The 17206-nt window shown below is 43.3% G+C and carries 15 protein-coding genes; all 15 read left to right on the top strand.

What is annotated here, in order from left to right; translation table 11 throughout:
* Window positions 1–11 precede the first annotated feature (11 nt).
* The 15 genes from mraZ to ftsZ all read left to right on the top strand — a co-directional run bounded on the left by mraZ (window position 12) and on the right by ftsZ (window position 17029).
* Window positions 12–452 (top strand): division/cell wall cluster transcriptional repressor MraZ, encoded by a 441-nt coding sequence (mraZ, locus tag ACYQ2C_RS06655; RefSeq protein ID WP_460051225.1) that lies wholly within the window; start codon window positions 12–14, stop codon window positions 450–452.
* 11 nt (window positions 453–463) lie between these two features.
* Window positions 464–1390 carry a 16S rRNA (cytosine(1402)-N(4))-methyltransferase RsmH gene (rsmH, locus tag ACYQ2C_RS06650; RefSeq protein WP_460101082.1) on the top strand — a complete coding sequence of 309 codons (927 nt, stop codon included), beginning with the start codon at window positions 464–466 and terminating at the stop codon, window positions 1388–1390.
* Window positions 1391–1495: 105 nt separating this feature from the next.
* Window positions 1496–1813, top strand: coding sequence for a cell division protein FtsL (gene ftsL / locus ACYQ2C_RS06645; RefSeq protein WP_460051221.1), 318 nt, complete (start codon window positions 1496–1498; stop codon window positions 1811–1813).
* Window positions 1814–1856: 43 nt separating this feature from the next.
* Complete coding sequence (locus tag ACYQ2C_RS06640; RefSeq protein ID WP_460101086.1) at window positions 1857–3623, top strand: peptidoglycan D,D-transpeptidase FtsI family protein; 1767 nt, start codon at window positions 1857–1859, stop codon at window positions 3621–3623.
* Window positions 3620–5119 carry a UDP-N-acetylmuramoyl-L-alanyl-D-glutamate--2,6-diaminopimelate ligase gene (locus ACYQ2C_RS06635; RefSeq protein ID WP_460101089.1) on the top strand — a complete coding sequence of 500 codons (1500 nt, stop codon included), beginning with the start codon at window positions 3620–3622 and terminating at the stop codon, window positions 5117–5119. The genes ACYQ2C_RS06640 and ACYQ2C_RS06635 overlap by 4 nt, the downstream gene beginning before the upstream one ends.
* Window positions 5116–6471 carry a UDP-N-acetylmuramoyl-tripeptide--D-alanyl-D-alanine ligase gene (locus tag ACYQ2C_RS06630; protein WP_460101092.1) on the top strand — a complete coding sequence of 452 codons (1356 nt, stop codon included), beginning with the start codon at window positions 5116–5118 and terminating at the stop codon, window positions 6469–6471. Before ACYQ2C_RS06635 ends, ACYQ2C_RS06630 begins: the two co-directional genes overlap by 4 nt.
* Window positions 6471–7553: a phospho-N-acetylmuramoyl-pentapeptide-transferase gene (gene mraY, locus ACYQ2C_RS06625; protein WP_460051213.1), complete on the top strand. Its 1083-nt coding sequence runs from the start codon at window positions 6471–6473 to the stop codon at window positions 7551–7553. The genes ACYQ2C_RS06630 and mraY overlap by 1 nt, the downstream gene beginning before the upstream one ends.
* Before the next feature lie 21 nt (window positions 7554–7574).
* Window positions 7575–8957 carry a UDP-N-acetylmuramoyl-L-alanine--D-glutamate ligase gene (gene murD / locus ACYQ2C_RS06620; RefSeq protein ID WP_460051211.1) on the top strand — a complete coding sequence of 461 codons (1383 nt, stop codon included), beginning with the start codon at window positions 7575–7577 and terminating at the stop codon, window positions 8955–8957.
* On the top strand, window positions 8950–10128 hold the full coding sequence (gene ftsW, locus ACYQ2C_RS06615; RefSeq protein WP_460051209.1) for a putative lipid II flippase FtsW: 1179 nt from the start codon (window positions 8950–8952) through the stop codon (window positions 10126–10128). The genes murD and ftsW overlap by 8 nt, the downstream gene beginning before the upstream one ends.
* Window positions 10128–11234 carry an undecaprenyldiphospho-muramoylpentapeptide beta-N-acetylglucosaminyltransferase gene (gene murG / locus ACYQ2C_RS06610; protein ID WP_460051207.1) on the top strand — a complete coding sequence of 369 codons (1107 nt, stop codon included), beginning with the start codon at window positions 10128–10130 and terminating at the stop codon, window positions 11232–11234. Before ftsW ends, murG begins: the two co-directional genes overlap by 1 nt.
* Complete coding sequence (gene murC, locus ACYQ2C_RS06605; protein ID WP_460051205.1) at window positions 11234–12664, top strand: UDP-N-acetylmuramate--L-alanine ligase; 1431 nt, start codon at window positions 11234–11236, stop codon at window positions 12662–12664. The genes murG and murC overlap by 1 nt, the downstream gene beginning before the upstream one ends.
* A gap of 13 nt (window positions 12665–12677) precedes the next feature.
* Entirely contained in the window at window positions 12678–13601 is a 924-nt protein-coding gene (locus ACYQ2C_RS06600; protein WP_460051203.1) for a D-alanine--D-alanine ligase, read from the top strand.
* 6 nt (window positions 13602–13607) lie between these two features.
* Window positions 13608–14468: a cell division protein FtsQ/DivIB gene (locus ACYQ2C_RS06595; protein ID WP_460101098.1), complete on the top strand. Its 861-nt coding sequence runs from the start codon at window positions 13608–13610 to the stop codon at window positions 14466–14468.
* Between the two features lie 45 nt (window positions 14469–14513).
* Complete coding sequence (ftsA, locus tag ACYQ2C_RS06590) at window positions 14514–15746, top strand: cell division protein FtsA (protein WP_460051199.1); 1233 nt, start codon at window positions 14514–14516, stop codon at window positions 15744–15746.
* A gap of 74 nt (window positions 15747–15820) precedes the next feature.
* Window positions 15821–17029: a cell division protein FtsZ gene (ftsZ, locus tag ACYQ2C_RS06585; protein ID WP_460051197.1), complete on the top strand. Its 1209-nt coding sequence runs from the start codon at window positions 15821–15823 to the stop codon at window positions 17027–17029.
* The last annotated feature ends 177 nt before the right edge of the window (window positions 17030–17206 follow it).

The following is a 17206-nucleotide window of genomic DNA, read 5'->3' as shown; positions in this document are numbered from 1 at the left end:
CTCGGTGGTAAATGTTCCTCGGCAACCAACTCATCAATATGGACGCGAAAGGCCGGGTGGCTATTCCTACCCGCACGCGTGAGTTATTGAATGACGTTTGTGCCGGTAACATTGTGCTAACAGCGCATACCCAAGATCGATGTTTGCTGATGTACCCAAAACCTCAATGGGATGAAATCTTACCGAAGATCGAAGCTCTACCAACATTCAATAAGACGGCTCGTAAGGCTAAGTTATTGATGATTGGTTATGCCAGTGAGTTCGAGTTGGATGAAGGTGGTCGGATCTTGATTCCACCGACATTACGAGATTACGCGGGCTTGGAAAAAAAAGTTATGTTGATTGGTCAAGGTAAGAATCTTGAGTTGTGGGGTGAAGAGCAATTCTTTGAGCGATTGGACTCTGAAAGTGACGACGCTATGCCCGAAGAAATGATGTCGTTGAGTTTCTAGGTAAATCTTATATGTCTCAAGAACACTATTCGGTGCTTCTTAAAGAAGCCGTAGAGGCATTGGTTATTACCGATGATGGTTATTACGTCGATGGCACCTACGGTAGAGGTGGCCACTCCGAACAAATTCTATCAAGACTCAATTCGCAAGGTCACTTACTTGCCATTGATAAAGATCCGCAAGCAATAACCGACGCTCGAAAGTTTTCTGAAGATAAACGGTTTGAAATAGCACATGCCTCTTTTGCCGAAATGCAACCGTTGCTTGCAGAGCGTTCAAAAGTTGGTGAAGTGCAGGGTGTTTTACTCGATTTGGGTGTGTCTTCGCCGCAACTAGACCAGGCTGAACGAGGTTTTAGCTTTACTCACGATGGCCCTCTGGATATGCGAATGAACACCACCTCAGGAATGAGTGCCAGTGACTGGGTTAACTCTGCTTCTGAGCAAGATATGGTCTGGGTGTTTAAAACCTACGGTGAAGAGCGTTTTGCTAAGCGAATTGCCCGAGCGATTGCCCAGCGCAGATTAGAAACACCATTTACTCGAACCGCAGATCTTGCCGAGGTAGTTGCTGCGGCGAATCCGGCTTGGGAAAAGGGTAAGAATCCAGCAACTCGTGTGTTTCAGGCGATTCGTATTCATGTCAATAACGAATTGGGTGATCTAGAGGCCGCGTTAAATGAAGCCTTGGAAGTATTAGCGGTTGGTGGCCGTTTGGTGGTGATCAGCTTCCATTCTCTAGAAGACCGGATTGTTAAACAGTTTATTCGCAAACAAGAGAAAGGCGAGCAATTACCTAGAGGCTTACCCATTAGAGATGAGCAACTAAACAAGCGCTTGAGATCAATTAGTAAAGCGCAAAAAGCCAGTGAGCAAGAGTTGAATGAAAACATTCGCTCACGCAGCGCGATTATGAGAGTTGCAGAAAAATTAAAGTAAATCCGCTTTCTTTTAAACCTGTCATACAGCAGGTCAGGTGAGTGAAATTTACTCGACGGAAGTAATCAGTAACTCGATAAAAGTGTTTCGGTAACGGAATTTGAGATGGATACACCGATTAAACCTAATCCAAAGTTAGACACTGTTAAGCCCGGTGCTTGGATGGTTACGTTGGTGTGTTTACTTTGGTTGGCTGTATTGGCTTCGGCGTTTGGGGTGATTTATTCAACCCACATAACGCGCATGAATACCAATATCTTGGCGCAAGAACAGTCCAAATCGTCGGAGTTGCAGTTGCAGTGGGGGCGATATCTCTTAGAAAAGAGCACCTGGGCTGCATACGCGAGAGTTGAAAAAATTGCATCGGACGAGCTCAAAATGTCGGCACCTAATGCAAAAGAAATTGTGATCGTGGCTCGATAATTATCGATAACTGAAAAAACCTATATTTTATAAACGGATAACTGTGGCTAAGCAAGCAACTCAAAAAATTAGGGCTCAAGCGGCACCAGTCCTAGTGCCAAAGTGGCGTTTTTACGTCACGGCGGTAGTATTGCTTGGTTTAGTTGCGGCATTGGCCAGTCATCTTATTCGCTTACAAATTCTTCCCGGAGAAGAACGTGGTTTCGAGTTTTTGCAGTCTCAAGGCGCTGCGAGAACCTTGCGTTCAGAACCTGTTCTTGGATACCGAGGTGCCATAACCGATCGCAATGGCGAACCTTTGGCTGTGAGCACGCCGTTGCTCTCTATAGAAGTCAATCCAAAAATTCTTTATCAGCACCCAGAAACTTGGGCGGATTTAGCTACGGCCAGTGATTACAGTTACAGCGAATTGAAATCCAAACTTGAGCGATATAAAGACAAACTTTATATGTCGCTCAGGCCCAGGTTACCGCCTGATGAGGCGCAAAAAATATTAGATCTAAAAATTCCTGGTGTGTACTCGCAGCAGGAATTTTTGCGATTTTATCCCTCCGCAGAAATCAGTGCTCACCTCGTTGGATTCACCGATTTTGACGACCATGGTTTAGAGGGTTTAGAGCTTGCTTACGACAATCACTTATCTGGCGAGTCTGGCTGGCGGCACGTTGAAAAAGACTTAAAACAACAAGTTATTCGCGAAGTTGGTTTGATTAAACCCGCAAGTGCTGGCAAAGAGTTGCAATTAAGTATCGATTTACGCTTGCAGTATTTCGCGTACAAAGAATTAAAAGCCGCGGTCATTGAGAATAATGCACGCTCTGGATCGGCAATTGTTCTAGACAGCAAAACCGGAGAAGTATTAGCCCTCGTTAATCAGCCTTCATTCAATCCGAATGATCGTAGCGAAGTAGAAAGTGACGAGATTCGAAATCGCGCACTTGTTGATCCCTTTGAGCCGGGTTCAACCATGAAGCCTTTTAGCATAATGGCTGCGATGGAAAAGGGTGTTGTTAATATTAATTCTGTAATTGATACCAATCCTGGTTATTTGCACGTTGGTGGCAAGACCTTTTTGGACCCAGTGAATTACGGAATTATGGATTTAACGAAAATTATTACTAAGTCCAGTCAGGTTGGTACTACAAAAATTGCGCTTAAGACAGGGCCTCAACCTATTCGAGATATGTACTACCGGGTGGGGCTTGGTCAATCCCCCGGCACAGGTTTTCCCGGAGAAACGCTTGGCCAGTTGCCTCAGTATGATCGGTGGCCGAAAGTTACCATTGCTAACTATGGATTTGGTTACGGATTTACCGCGAGTGTTTTGCAGTTGGCCCAAGCCTATAACGTGATTGCCAATGATGGAATTAAAAAGCCGGTCTCACTCTTAAAGGTTCAAGAAGAGCCTGTGGGAGAGCGGGTAATTTCTGAAAAAATCGCTCGCGATATGAAAGCTATGTTAGCCACGGTAACAAAAAAAGGTGGTACAGGTTCACGCGCAGAGCTCGAAAATTATTTAACTGCCGGTAAGTCAGGAACGGCGCATTTAATTGGCAAAAATGGTTATGACGACGATCGCTATCGAGCATTATTTGCGGGTTTTGCACCACTAGATGATCCTAGAGTTGTAGTTATTACGGTTATTTCCGAGCCAAAATCGGGTAAATATTTTGGTGGTGAAGTAGCTGCGCCTGTGTTTGGAAAAATTACCGAAGCTGCGCTGCGAATTTTAGATGTGCCTCCAAGTAAATCTGCGCAACTGCACGCGCGCTCGGAAAATCGTTCTGATAAAGGAGGCTTTTCTTCATGACTAGCCCTCTGAATCTTAGCGAATTGTTGGCTGATATTTCCAATTTGGTTTTGCCAGAAGCTACCGCGAAAATTTGCCCTAAAGACTTGGTTTCTGACAGTCGAAAAATTAGTGTCGGAGATGTTTTTGTTGCCCTAGCAGGTCATCAATTTGATGGCAGAAATTATATCGAGCAGGCAATTCACTCCGGAGCTGTGGCGGTATTATCTGAGGCCGATACCAAGGAACGTATCAAAGATGTTGGCGATGTTTCGGTGATCGAAATTCCCAACTTATTGCAAAAAATCTCATTTATTGCTGCGAAATTTTTTGAATTTCCGGCGAAGAGTTTATCAATATTTGGTGTAACCGGCACAAATGGAAAAACTACCTGCTCGCAACTTTACGCAAATGCTAGGAATTTGTTGAAGCAGCCTTGCGGCGTTATTGGAACCTTAGGTGCGGGTATTTTTGGTAACACATTAACATCAACGGGTTTTACAACACCGGATGCTATTAGTGCCCAACGATACATAGCGCAAATGAGTAAGAACATAAGCTTCCTTTCTTTGGAGGTTTCTTCTCACAGTTTGGATCAGTATCGAGTAGATAGTTTGAATTTTACTTCAGCACTATTCACCAATTTAAGTCGTGATCACTTGGATTATCACGGCTCAATGGAAAATTATATTGCCGCTAAACAAAAGCTATTTTTAAGACCGGAACTTCAGAACGCAATTTTCAATATTGATGATTCTGTTGGTGAAACGCTAGCTGCGCACTACCAAGGTAGTGCCACCAGGTTGACCTATTCTGTAGAGAACCCCAAAGCCGACGTTTATGTAAAAAATGCTCGTTATCACTCTTCAGGTGTTGAGGGCGTTTTAGTAACACCAACAGGACAATCTGCTTTTTCGTCTGCATTAATTGGCGAGTTTAATTTAAGTAATTTATTGGGTGTTATAGCTACCTTGTTGGCTGAAGATGTTAGCTTCGAACAGGTTCTGAGCGTAATTCCTGAACTTCGGCCCGTCGCCGGTAGAATGGAAGTGGTTGATAACGACTTACGTTTACCAACGGTAATTGTTGATTATGCGCATACACCCGATGGCTTAGCGAAAGCATTAGCCGCTACGCGAGTGCATTGTAATGGCGAATTAATTTGTATTTTTGGTTGTGGCGGTGATCGCGATCGTGGCAAACGAAAAGAAATGGCTGCTATCGCCGAACAATATAGCGATCAAATTATCGTTACCAATGACAACCCAAGAACAGAGTCTCCACAACAAATTGTTGGCGATATTTTTGAAGGTTTTCAGTATCCAGAAAACGTTATCGTCGAATTAGATCGCAAATCGGCAATTAGAAAGGCCATCGAAATAGCGCAAGTTCAAGACACCGTGTTAATTGCCGGAAAAGGACACGAAGATTATCAAATTGTCGGGACAGAACGTTTAAATCATTTAGACAGTGCTGTTGCTCGTGAAATTTTATCGCAGAGGGCAATGGCATTATGAAATTACTGTTGAGTGAAATTGCAGCCGCAACCGGTGGAAAACTTGTTGGAGACGACATTACGGTAACAACAGTTTCTACAGATTCGCGATCTGTTAATGAAGGCGATTTTTTTGTTGCGCTTGTTGGCAAAAATTTTGACGGCCACAATTTTCTATCACAGGTAGAAAAGTCCGGTGCGCAAGCATTATTGGTCGATCGAATGGTCGATACGACTTTGCCTTATTGTTTGGTTGAAAATACCACTTTAGCCTTTGGCAATATGGCCAGTTTGGCAAGAGAAAAGTGGGCAAAACCTTTGGTGGCTATCACCGGCAGTTGTGGAAAAACCACAGTAAAAGGGATGCTTAGCAGTATTTTATCAAAAGCAGGTAATACCCTAGCAACAGCAGGAAATTTTAATAACGAAATCGGTGTGCCGATCACATTGCTGCGTTTGGAATCAGATCATGAGTACGCAGTTATTGAAATGGGCGCAAACCATCCCGGTGAAATTGATTACTTATCATCGATAGCAAAGCCGGACGTGGCGTTGGTAAATAATGTTTTGCCATCGCATGTAGAAGGTTTTGGTTCTGTGGATGGAATTGCTAAAGCCAAAGGCGAGATATTTTCTAATTTAAAAGCTGGCGGTCTAGCCATTGTAAATTTTGATGACGACTACGCTGACTTTTGGCTAGCAAATCTAGGTGATCAACCTCGTTATTTGTTTAGCCAAAATAATGCAGCGGCGGATTTTTACGCAAGTAATATCGAATTCAAAAAAAATGGCTGTGCACGATTTAAGTTAAACACGCCTGTTGGTCAAGTTGCTGTTGAGCTCGGTGTATTGGGTGATTCGAATATTACCAATGCAGTCGCTGCTTCAGCATGCGCGCTGGCTGCTGGTGCCAGTTTAGAAAATATTGTTGCTGGTCTCACCGAGTTCACCGCTGTTAATGGTCGATTGATGCTAAAGGCAGGACTCGGTGGTTCAGTTGTTATTGATGACACCTACAACGCTAATCCGGGCAGTGTTAAGTCAGCTATTAAGGTGCTCGCAAGTTACGCGGGAGCGAAAATTTTAGTACTCGGTGATATGGGTGAGCTCGGTGAAAATGCCGTAACTTGGCATCAAGAGGTGGGTGCATACGCAAAGCAGTTAGGCGTAAGTTCGCTTTTGACTTGCGGTATTTTAAGTCGTTTTGCAGCGCAAGAATTTGGTGAAAATGCCCAGCATTTCGAAAGCAAACAGATGTTGATCGATTATTTGATGGGTATTTTGAAAGAAAATTATACGGTTTTAGTTAAGGGTTCACGCAGTACCAAAATGGAAGACGTTGTAAAAATCATTGCTGGTGGGAGTATCAACTGATGCTAGTGTGGCTATTTGAATACTTGCAAAGTTTTGCCAGAGGCTTTTCGGTTTTCCAATACATAACCCTACGTGCGATTTTAGGCGTTTTAACGGCATTAGCGATTTCGCTGCTGTTAGGCCCGTGGATGATTCGCAAATTAAATTTGTTACAAATAGGTCAAGCAGTTCGAAATGATGGCCCGCAAAGTCATTTAAGTAAATCAGGAACTCCCACCATGGGAGGAACCTTAATTCTTGCGGCTATTTTCATTAGCACATTACTTTGGGCCGATTTAGACAACCGATTTATTTGGGTGATTTTAGTTGTGACTGCCATTTTTGGTGCAGTTGGTTGGGTAGATGATTATCGAAAAGTTGTTGAAAAAAATTCTAGAGGCTTACCTGCGCGTTGGAAATATTTTTGGCAATCGGTCGCAGGTATTGGCGCAGCGGTATTTTTATACGTAACAGCGCAGGTACCAGCAGAAACTCAATTATTCGTGCCTTTTTTTAAGAATGTAGCGCTTGATCTAGGCGTTTTCTACGTTGTACTTACTTATTTTGTCATTGTCGGTTCGAGTAATGCGGTGAACCTTACCGATGGCTTAGACGGCTTGGCGATTATGCCGACGGTGATGGTCGGTTCTGCTTTGGGTATTTTTGCGTACTTAGTTGGCCACGCCGAGTTCGCAAATTATTTGCACATCGCAAGTGTTCCCGGTTCTGGTGAGCTGGTTGTGTTTTGCGCGGCTTTAGTTGGCGCGGGACTCGGTTTTTTATGGTTTAACACCTATCCGGCACAAGTATTTATGGGTGACGTGGGCGCTCTGGCTTTAGGTGCGGCACTTGGCACCGTGGCGGTAATTGTCCGCCACGAAATAGTCTTTTTTATTATGGGCGGTGTTTTTGTAATGGAGACCGTGTCGGTTATTTTGCAAGTTGGTTCTTACAAATTAACCGGTCGTCGTATCTTTAGAATGGCGCCGCTGCATCATCATTTTGAGTTAAAAGGCTGGCCTGAACCGCGCGTTATTGTCCGATTTTGGATTATTACAGTAATGCTGGTGTTATTTGGTTTGGCGACATTAAAACTACGTTAAGACGGTATACAAATAATTATCATGACTATGATTGCGACCAATAAATTAACAGCGATCGTTGGGCTTGGCTCAACGGGGTTGTCTGTTGCTCGCTTTTTGAAAAGTCGTGGTGAACGATTTGTAATTTTTGATACGCGCGAAACTCCACCTGGAATTAACGAGTTTTTGGCTGAGTTTGTTGATCACAAGCCGGTACTTGGGAACATAAAATCAAAAGACTTTATTGATTTTGCCCAGCTTATTGTCAGTCCAGGAATTTCTATTGCTGATCCGATGTTTGATGATGCTCGTCAACACGGAGTCGATATTATTGGTGATATCGACTTATTTGCGCGTCATGCAAATGCTCCGATAGTTGCAATTACGGGTTCCAATGGAAAAACCACTGTTACTACACTGGTTGGTGAAATGGCAACCGCTGGTGGACTAAAAGTTCATGTTGGCGGCAACATCGGTATTCCCGCTCTAGATTTATTAAGTAAAGAAAAACCTGACTTCTACATTTTAGAGTTGTCGAGTTTTCAGCTTGAAACCACAAAAATTTTAAACGCTCATGCGGCAGCGGTTTTAAATGTGAGTCGTGATCATCTAGATCGCTACGATAATTTTATGGGTTATCACGCAGCCAAAATGAGAATTTATTTTGGTGCTAAAAATCGCGTTGTTAATCGTGAAGATGTTTTAACCCAAGGCCCCATAACAGAGGGCGTTAAGCAGTACAGTTTTGGCTTAAATAAGCCTGATTTTAATCAGTTTGGAATTTCTGAGTCACAAGGTGAGAGATTTTTAAGTGAGGGCTCACATTTTTGGTTAAATACCAAAGCACTTAAAATTGCTGGTTTACATAATGCTGCAAATGCCCTCGCAGCTATGGCGCTCGTAAAAACTATGGGTGTGTTAAATGAACAATCCATGGAAGCTTTGAAAAGCTTTACGGGTCTTGATCATCGTTGCCAAGTCGTAAAAGAAGTTGCCGGTGTTAAATACATTAATGATTCGAAAGCGACTAATGTTGGCGCGACTCTGGCTGCCGTAAAAGGGTTACTGCCCGAACTTTCAAATGAATCTAAGTTGATTGTCATTCTTGGTGGCCAAGGTAAAGGCGCTGATTTTAAAGAGTTGCTGCCAATTGTTATTCCTCAAGTGAAGGCATTTATTTTAATTGGCGAAGACGCTGACAAAATTTCGGCGGCCCTGCGTTTGGGTTATTCATCCGATCAAGATTTTTCGCAATCGGTTACCAAACAAGATTCGCTAGAAAGCGCAGTGATTTATGCATCAAAAATAGCAAAGACAGGTGATTGTGTTTTGTTGTCACCGGCTTGCGCCAGCTTTGACATGTTCTCAGGCTATCACCATCGAGGCCAAGTGTTTGCCACTGCGGTGGAGGCCCTCGATGATTAATGCCTTGTCAGTTGGTAAAAATAAACTCCAAATAGAGAATCCTCTACAAGGTTTATTTGCTGATAAACAACTACTGATTTTGACTGCAATTCTCGTCAGTATTGGAATTATTATGGTTGCATCCGCATCCATAAGTTTTGCCAACGAAAATTATGGCGACCCTTGGTATTTCTCACGGCGTCACATTATTTTCACTGGATTAGGGGCTTTTGCCTGTTTGGTGGTTGCTCTCATTCCTTTAAAGCTATGGCGAGATTTTGGCTGGCTTATGCTGATTGTCGGAATTGCGTTGCTAGTGTTGGTGTTGTTGATCGGCGTCGAGATTAATCACGGACGACGATGGTTAAGACTTGGTTCGATCAATATTCAAGCATCTGAACTGGCTAAGTTTTGTTGTTTGATTTTTTTCGCTAGCTATTTTTCTAAGTGGCAAGAAAGTATCAAAGCAAATTGGGCAGCGATATTTAAACCGCTCGCCGTATTAGCAGTAATTTCAGCATTAATTTTGGCCGAGCCCGACTTGGGTACTACAGCTGTTTTGGTAATGGCCATTATGGCGATGATGTTTATTGCAGGAATTCGCCTGTGGCAATGCTTTTTGATGTCGTTTATTGCCTTGGGTGCGTTTGCTTTATTGGTTTGGCAAACACCGTGGCGATTAGAGCGAATCAAAACATTTTTGGATCCTTGGGCCGATCAGTTTTCGAGTGGTTACCAGTTGTCGCAATCTTTAATTGGTTTTGGTCGCGGTGAGTGGTTTGGTTTGGGGCTTGGCAATAGTATCCAGAAATTGTTTTTTTTGCCTGAAGCCCACACGGATTTTATCTTTTCCATAATCGCCGAAGAATTTGGTTTTGTTGGCGCTATTTTGGTTATTTTAGTTTTTGCTGCACTGGTGGCTAAAGCCTTTATGTTGGCGAAAGAAGCCATCAATCAAGACGCCGATTTTGCTTGTTTTATTGCTTACGGTGTTGGCGTGATGATCGCTTGCCAAGCATTTATTAATATTGGCGTAGCCGCTGGTTTTTTGCCCACCAAAGGATTGACACTTCCTTTTATTAGCTACGGCGGCAGTAGTTTGGTAGCGAGTATGATGCAAATTGGCTTGTTGCTTCGTGTGCAAAAAGAATTAAAGCAACCGCCGAAAACTCTTGCTGAGGTTCAAGCGTGATGAATAGTAATAACAATCACGCCGTAATTATGGCCGGTGGCACGGGCGGGCATATTTATCCTGCGTTAGCCGTTGCGAGAGAATTAATTGCCAGAGGTTGTTCGGTAACTTGGTTAGGTACTGAGCGCGGATTGGAATCGTCTTTAGTTCCTAAAGCTGGTATTGAGATCGATTACATAAAAATAGAAGGCGTACGTGGCAAGGGTTTGAAGAGTTTACTCAAAGCGCCTTTGTTAATTTTACAAGCCGTTTTACAAGCAAAGAAAATTTTGGCAAAGCGACACGCGAATATTGTTTTAGGTTTTGGAGGATTTGCCGCAGGCCCAGGTGGTGTGGCGGCAAAGTTATCCGGGATTCCATTAATTATTCACGAACAAAATGCTGTCGCCGGAACAACCAATAAGTTGTTGTCGCGAATTGCCAATAAAGTATTTACCGCTTTTCCGGGAGTATTCGCAAAAGCAAGTGTTGTTGGCAATCCAGTACGTGCTGAGATTTGCCAGGTTGATGATCCAAAACATCGCTGGGGAGCTTACCCGCCGGAAGAATTTCACTTGTTAATTCTTGGTGGCAGTTTAGGCGCGACAGCGTTAAATGAACAAACCGCCCAAGCTTTGGCGATTTTGACTGAACAAGACCCAAGCTTCTGTAAAAAGATTCGAGTTTTGCATCAGTGCGGTGGTAAAAATTTCGACGAGACGGTAAAAGCCTACGAAAAAGTCAATCTTTCGTTGGGCGAAAGTATTCAGGTACAACCTTATATTGACGATATGCCGCAGGCCTATGCTTGGGCACATTTTATTATTTGTCGTTCGGGCGCATTAACTGTTTCGGAATTAGCCGCTGCTGGTTGTGCTGCTTTGATGGTGCCATTTCCTCATGCGATAGATGATCATCAAACTCAGAATGCAAAATGGTTGGTAGATGCGGGCGCTGGAAAATTGTGTCAGCAAAAAGATTTAAACCCAGAACGATTTGCGCAAGAAATTAAGTCTGCATTTAGCGACTTTAAACAATTATTAGAAATGGCTAACCGTGCGCGACAACTCGCACAGGTTGATGCAGCCGAAACTTTAGCGGTTGCAAGTTTAGAGGAAGCTCGATAATGCCGGCAGGAAACTCCACCTTAATTAATCAGGTACCAGAAATGCGCCGTATTCGACGTATTCATTTTATTGGTATCGGTGGTGCGGGCATGTGTGGTATTGCCGAAGTACTATTGAATCAAGGTTATCAGATAACGGGCTCTGATTTAAAAGCGTCTGATGTAACTCAGCGATTATCCGATTTGGGCGCAAAAATATTTATCGGGCATCACGGTGCTAATGTGGTTGGTGCCGACGTTGTTGTTAATTCCACGGCGATTGATTCATCCAACCCAGAATTAATCAGCGCCCGAGAATACCGCATTCCTGTGGTTAGACGTGCTGAAATGTTGGGCGAATTAATGCGCTATCGCCATGGTATTGCTGTGGCGGGAACTCATGGAAAAACAACCACTACCAGTTTTGTCGCGTCTATATTCGCTGCCGCAGAACGCGACCCCACATTCGTTATTGGTGGATTATTAAATAGCGCAGGTACTAACGCCCAATTAGGTCAGAGCCGCTACTTAATTGCAGAGGCAGACGAAAGTGACGCGTCATTTTTACACTTGCAACCGATGGTTGCGGTTGTAACCAATATCGACGCCGATCACATGGATACTTACGAAGGTGATTTTTCTCGTCTAAAAAAGACCTTTGTGGAGTTTTTACACAATTTACCGTTTTACGGTTTAGCGGTTTTGTGCGGTGACGATGACGTTGTCAGCGAAATAATTCCAGATGTTGCAAGACCAGTATTGACCTATGGCTTAAATGCAAACTGTGATTTTCGAGCTATCGATATTCAGCAAGAAGCGATGACAACGCGGTTTAAGGTAGAAATTCCTGATCGTAACGAACCGTTAGAAATATTTTTGAATATGCCTGGCAAACACAATGTGTTGAATGCTTTAGCTGCAATTGCGGTTGCTGTAGATGAAGGCATTAGTGATGAAGCTATTCAAAAAGGATTATCGGGATTTTCCGGTGTTGGTCGTCGCTTCCAAGTTTTCGGCGAGCTAGAGATCAACGAAGGGAGTGCGATGTTGGTGGACGATTATGGTCATCACCCTCGTGAAGTACAGGCGACTATTGATGCCGTTCGTTCAGGTTGGCCAGAGCGTCGATTAGTAATGATTTATCAGCCACATCGTTACACCCGTACGCGCGATTTATTCGAGGATTTTGTAGAAGTTCTTTCTACGGTAGATGTGTTGATTTTGTTAGAAGTGTACAGCGCCGGAGAAGAAGCTATTACCGGAGCCGATGGACGACATTTAAGCCGCAGTATTCGACTTCGCGGTCAGGTAGACCCTATTTTTGTAAAAAGTATTGAAGGTGTTCCAGAAGTTATCAGAGAAATTGTTCAACCCGGAGATATTGTAATTACTCAGGGTGCAGGAAATGTTGGAACACTGGCTAAAGAATTAGTGAAGCGCAAGCTGAAGTAGGCGTTTGAAATTTATGTCTGTTGAACTGCAAAATAAATTTGGTCGCGTTGGTGTTTTGTACGGCGGTATGTCTGCTGAAAGAGAAGTTTCTCTTGAAAGCGGACAGGCCGTTTATAAAGCATTACAAGGTTTAGGATTAGATGTTGTCGCGATCGATGTGCAAGAAAAAGCCGTAGAAAATATTATGGTTGCGGCGATGGATCGAGCTTTTATTGCACTACATGGTAAAGGTGGCGAAGACGGAACCATTCAAGGTTTGCTGGAGTTTTTAAATATTCCCTACACCGGTAGCGGTGTACAAGCGTCTGCTCTTGCGATGGATAAATTGAAATGCAAACACATTTGGCGATCGCTAGCGTTACCAACTCCTATTTTTGTCGAATTAAATGAGAATAGCGATTGGCAGGTAACCATGGAGGCGTTAAACGGCGCAGCCATGGTTAAACCGGCTCACGAAGGCTCTAGCATCGGAATGTCATTGGTACATTCGGCGGAAGAATTAAAAAACGCCTATGAGTTGGCAAGCAAATTCGATTCTAAAGTATTTGCTGAGCAATTAATCGTTGGTGCGGAATATACGGTTGCTATCTTATCGGGTCAGAGTTTGCCGGCAATTAAACTTGAGACAGACAATGTATTTTACGACTACGACGCAAAGTACATTTCGGAAGATACGCGATATTTAATTCCATGCGGTTTGTCTGATGAGAAACAGTCTGAGTTATCACAGCTGAGCGTTAAAGCTTTTGAAAGTATTGACGGTAAAGGTTGGGGCCGAGTTGATTTTATGGCCGATGACAAAGGTAATTTTTATTTGTTAGAAGTCAATACAGTTCCCGGTATGACCAGCCACAGTTTAGTGCCAATGGCTGCTCGCGCTTCAGGAAAAGATTTTGGACAATTGTGTCTTGCTATTCTCGAAGAAACATTGAGGTAAAAACGAGTGACGACTGCAGTTCTGGATAGAACGTCACAAACACATTTTAAGCGTGAAAGCTCTCGTGTAAAAAATAAAACTGGAGCAACGCGAAAGAAACGTCGTTCTACAAGTAATGGCGAAAGCTCTTTTAGTGGAGCTGTATTGTTAGCATGGATCATTCGCTTTTGCGTGTTTTCTATGCTTATAGTTGGTGCGATATTTATTGGTGTTTTTATACGCGAAAAGGTCACGGAAATTACAGATAGATCGGTGACAGCGGTTTTAATCGATGGTGAATTAAAACAGGTATCCGTCGCGGATTTAGAGCGTTTAGTTGCGCCATTGGTTGATGAAAGTTTTTTAAGCTTGGACTTGAATGCCCTTAAAAAACAACTAGAGCAAGACCCTTGGATTGCGCAGGTAACACTGTCTAGGCAATGGCCGGATAAGCTTCGTGTTGCTGTTGTTGAAGAAACCGCAATCGCGCGCTGGGGAGACACTGGTTTTTTAAACCCAGCAGGTGAAAAAATTATTATTGGTGATAACTCCGCGTTGAGTAATTTACCTCGTTTAAGTGGACCTACAGACTCGGAAATAAAAGTCGCTGAGGCGTTTATGAGCTTCAGTAAAATATTGTCCAATGAAGGTTTGCATCCAACTCAGCTTGAGTTAACCATTGACCACAGTTGGCAAATGATTTTAAGCAATGGTCTTAAAATTAAATTAGGGAAAAAAAATCTGGAATCTCGACTTGAAAGACTAATTACTGTCTACCAAGCTGATTTAAACGATAAAGTAGAAAATATAAACACCATCGATTTACGTTATACCAACGGTATCGCGGTTAGTTGGAATGAAAAGCGAGATAATTCTCTCGAACGCTAGTAGTTTCTTGTTTAGAAAAATTATTTACACAAAGGTTTATTAAAGATGGCGCAAGCCCACGACAACCGAATGATTGTTGGTCTCGATATTGGCACCTCGAAAGTGGTGGCAATCGTGGGTGAAGTATCGCCTGATGGTGACCTAGAAATTATAGGTATCGGCTCTCACAGATCTAACGGATTGAAAAAAGGCGTTGTAGTTAATATTGAGTCTACAGTGCAATCAATTCAGCGTGCTATTGAAGAAGCTGAATTAATGGCGGGTTGCCAAATACATTCCGTATACGCAGGTATTGCTGGCAGTCACATTAATAGCTTGAATTCACACGGCATTGTTGCCATTAAAGATCGTGAAGTTTTAGACCAAGATTTGGAACGTGTTATCGATGCAGCTCAGGCTGTGGCAATTCCAGCGGATCAAAAAATCCTGCACATACTGCCGCAGGAATATTTAATCGACGATCAAGAAGGTGTTAAAGAACCTTTAGGTATGTCGGGAGTTCGACTCGAAGCAAAAGTACACTTAGTAACCTGTGCAGTAAACGCGGCACAGAATATAGAAAAATGTATTCGTCGCTGCGGATTAGAAGTCGAAGATATTATTTTAGAGCAGCTTGCATCCAGCTATTCGGTATTAACTGAAGACGAAAAAGAGCTTGGTGTGTGTTTGGTTGATATTGGTGGCGGCACTACAGATATCGCAGTATTTAGTGAAGGTGCAATTCGTCATACCGGTGTTATCCCTATTGCTGGTGATCAGGTAACTAACGATATTGCGATGGCGTTACGCACTCCAACACCTCACGCTGAAGAAATTAAAATTAAATACGCTTGCGCGCTCGCTAAACTCACAGGCGATGATGAAAGCATAAAGGTACCAAGTGTTGGCGATCGCAAACCTCGTGATTTATCTCGTCAGGCTTTAGCCGAGGTTGTTGAGCCTCGCTACGATGAATTATTTACCTTGGTGCAAGCGGAGCTGCGACGCAGTGGTTATGAAGATTTAGTAGCGGCGGGAATCGTTTTGACCGGAGGTACTGCCAAAATGGAAGGTGCTGTGGAATTAGCCGAAGAAATTTTCCATATGCCTGTACGTTTAGGTGCACCACAAAATATTCGCGGTTTAACGGATATTGTTGATAACCCAATTTATTCCACCGGTGTTGGACTTTTATTGTACGGATTAAAAGCTCAAGCCAGTGGCGGAGAGCGCGTTGCGGAAAAAAATTCCAATAATTTATGGGGCAGAATTAAAAAGTGGTTTGATTCAAATATGTAAGTACCGAATTTGTTTTTGAAAAAGTTCATCAGGGCAAAGCAAAAAAATTTAATTAAAATTAGAGAGGGGACGTTATGTTTGAGCTGGTTGACAGCATTCCTCAGAATGCAGTGATTAAAGTGATTGGAGTTGGTGGCGGTGGCGGTAATGCCGTCAAGCACATGATTCAAAGCGATATTGAAGGCGTAGAATTTATTTGTGCAAACACCGACGCTCAAGCACTTAAAAATGTTGACACTAAAACAGTCTTACAGTTAGGTCAGGGTATGACCAAAGGTCTTGGCGCTGGTGCGAATCCAGATGTGGGTCGCCAAGCTGCAATGGAAGATCGTGATCGAATTGCTGAAGTGTTAAATGGTGCCGACATGGTATTCATCACCGCTGGCATGGGCGGTGGTACTGGTACCGGTGGTGCTCCAGTGGTAGCAGAAATTGCTCGCGAAATGGGAATTTTAACGGTTGCGGTTGTGACCAAGCCTTTCCCATTTGAAGGTAAAAAGCGCATGAAAATAGCCGAGCTAGGTATTGCCGAGCTTGAAGAACGAGTGGATTCGCTGATTACCATTCCAAATGAAAAATTATTGTCTGTGTTGGGTAGTTCAACGTCTTTGTTAGACGCTTTCAAAGCAGCTAACGATGTTTTATTAGGTGCTGTGCAAGGTATCGCAGATTTGATTATTCGTCCTGGAATGATCAACGTCGATTTTGCAGACGTTCGCACTGTAATGTCTGAAATGGGTATGGCAATGATGGGTACCGGTTTTGCGAAAGGTGAAAACCGTGCTCGTGAAGCCGCCGAAGCTGCCATCCGTAGTCCTTTATTGGATGACATTAATCTTGAAGGCGCCCGCGGTATCTTGGTTAACATCACCGCAGGTATGGATTTATCCTTGGGTGAATTCTCCGAAGTGGGTGACACCATTGAAGAGTTTGCATCTGGTGATGCAACTGTGGTTGTTGGAACTGTGATCGATCCAGATATGTCTGGTGAGCTTCGCGTTACTGTTGTGGCAACTGGTTTGACGAATATTTCTGAGGTCGCTGCCGCGAAACCTGCGCAAGTAAGCAAAGTTATTGATAACTCTATTGCAAATACTTTAGCGAAACCCGATTACAACAGCTTAGATCGTCCTACTGTTATGCGTAAGCAACAGTCAACTCGTGTTTCTGCGGGCAACGGTCAGTCAGCAATGGGTGCAGCGGTTCAGAAACCAAAACCAATGGATGACAAAGATCTCGAATATCTTGATATTCCAGCATTTTTACGTCGCCAAGCAGATTAAAACTCGCTTGATTTGACAGGGAAGGCGTATTTCTGCCCAACTTACCCGAACTAAGCAATTTATATTCGGTCTGTTGGGCTGGCATTCAGGTGTTTGTTGTCACTATAACAACTCTGGTAACATTGCCGTCAATTTTTACTTAGTACCAAAATTACAATCATGGTTTTGGTACGCTAT

The sequence above is a fragment of the Sessilibacter sp. MAH3 genome (genome assembly GCF_054658275.1).
This window is presented reverse-complemented; position numbering and strand designations above follow the sequence as displayed.

What these genes read in the sequence shown, in the direction of transcription:
- mraZ (WP_460051225.1), top strand. Translation starts at nt 12, where the DNA reads ATGTTCCTCGGCAACCAACTCATCAATATGGACGCGAAAGGCCGGGTG.
- rsmH (WP_460101082.1), top strand. Translation starts at nt 464, where the DNA reads ATGTCTCAAGAACACTATTCGGTGCTTCTTAAAGAAGCCGTAGAGGCA.
- ftsL (WP_460051221.1), top strand. Translation starts at nt 1,496, where the DNA reads ATGGATACACCGATTAAACCTAATCCAAAGTTAGACACTGTTAAGCCC.
- ACYQ2C_RS06635 (WP_460101089.1), top strand. Translation starts at nt 3,620, where the DNA reads ATGACTAGCCCTCTGAATCTTAGCGAATTGTTGGCTGATATTTCCAAT.
- ACYQ2C_RS06630 (WP_460101092.1), top strand. Translation starts at nt 5,116, where the DNA reads ATGAAATTACTGTTGAGTGAAATTGCAGCCGCAACCGGTGGAAAACTT.
- mraY (WP_460051213.1), top strand. Translation starts at nt 6,471, where the DNA reads ATGCTAGTGTGGCTATTTGAATACTTGCAAAGTTTTGCCAGAGGCTTT.
- murD (WP_460051211.1), top strand. Translation starts at nt 7,575, where the DNA reads ATGACTATGATTGCGACCAATAAATTAACAGCGATCGTTGGGCTTGGC.
- ftsW (WP_460051209.1), top strand. Translation starts at nt 8,950, where the DNA reads ATGATTAATGCCTTGTCAGTTGGTAAAAATAAACTCCAAATAGAGAAT.
- murG (WP_460051207.1), top strand. Translation starts at nt 10,128, where the DNA reads ATGAATAGTAATAACAATCACGCCGTAATTATGGCCGGTGGCACGGGC.
- murC (WP_460051205.1), top strand. Translation starts at nt 11,234, where the DNA reads ATGCCGGCAGGAAACTCCACCTTAATTAATCAGGTACCAGAAATGCGC.
- ACYQ2C_RS06600 (WP_460051203.1), top strand. Translation starts at nt 12,678, where the DNA reads ATGTCTGTTGAACTGCAAAATAAATTTGGTCGCGTTGGTGTTTTGTAC.
- ftsA (WP_460051199.1), top strand. Translation starts at nt 14,514, where the DNA reads ATGGCGCAAGCCCACGACAACCGAATGATTGTTGGTCTCGATATTGGC.
- ftsZ (WP_460051197.1), top strand. Translation starts at nt 15,821, where the DNA reads ATGTTTGAGCTGGTTGACAGCATTCCTCAGAATGCAGTGATTAAAGTG.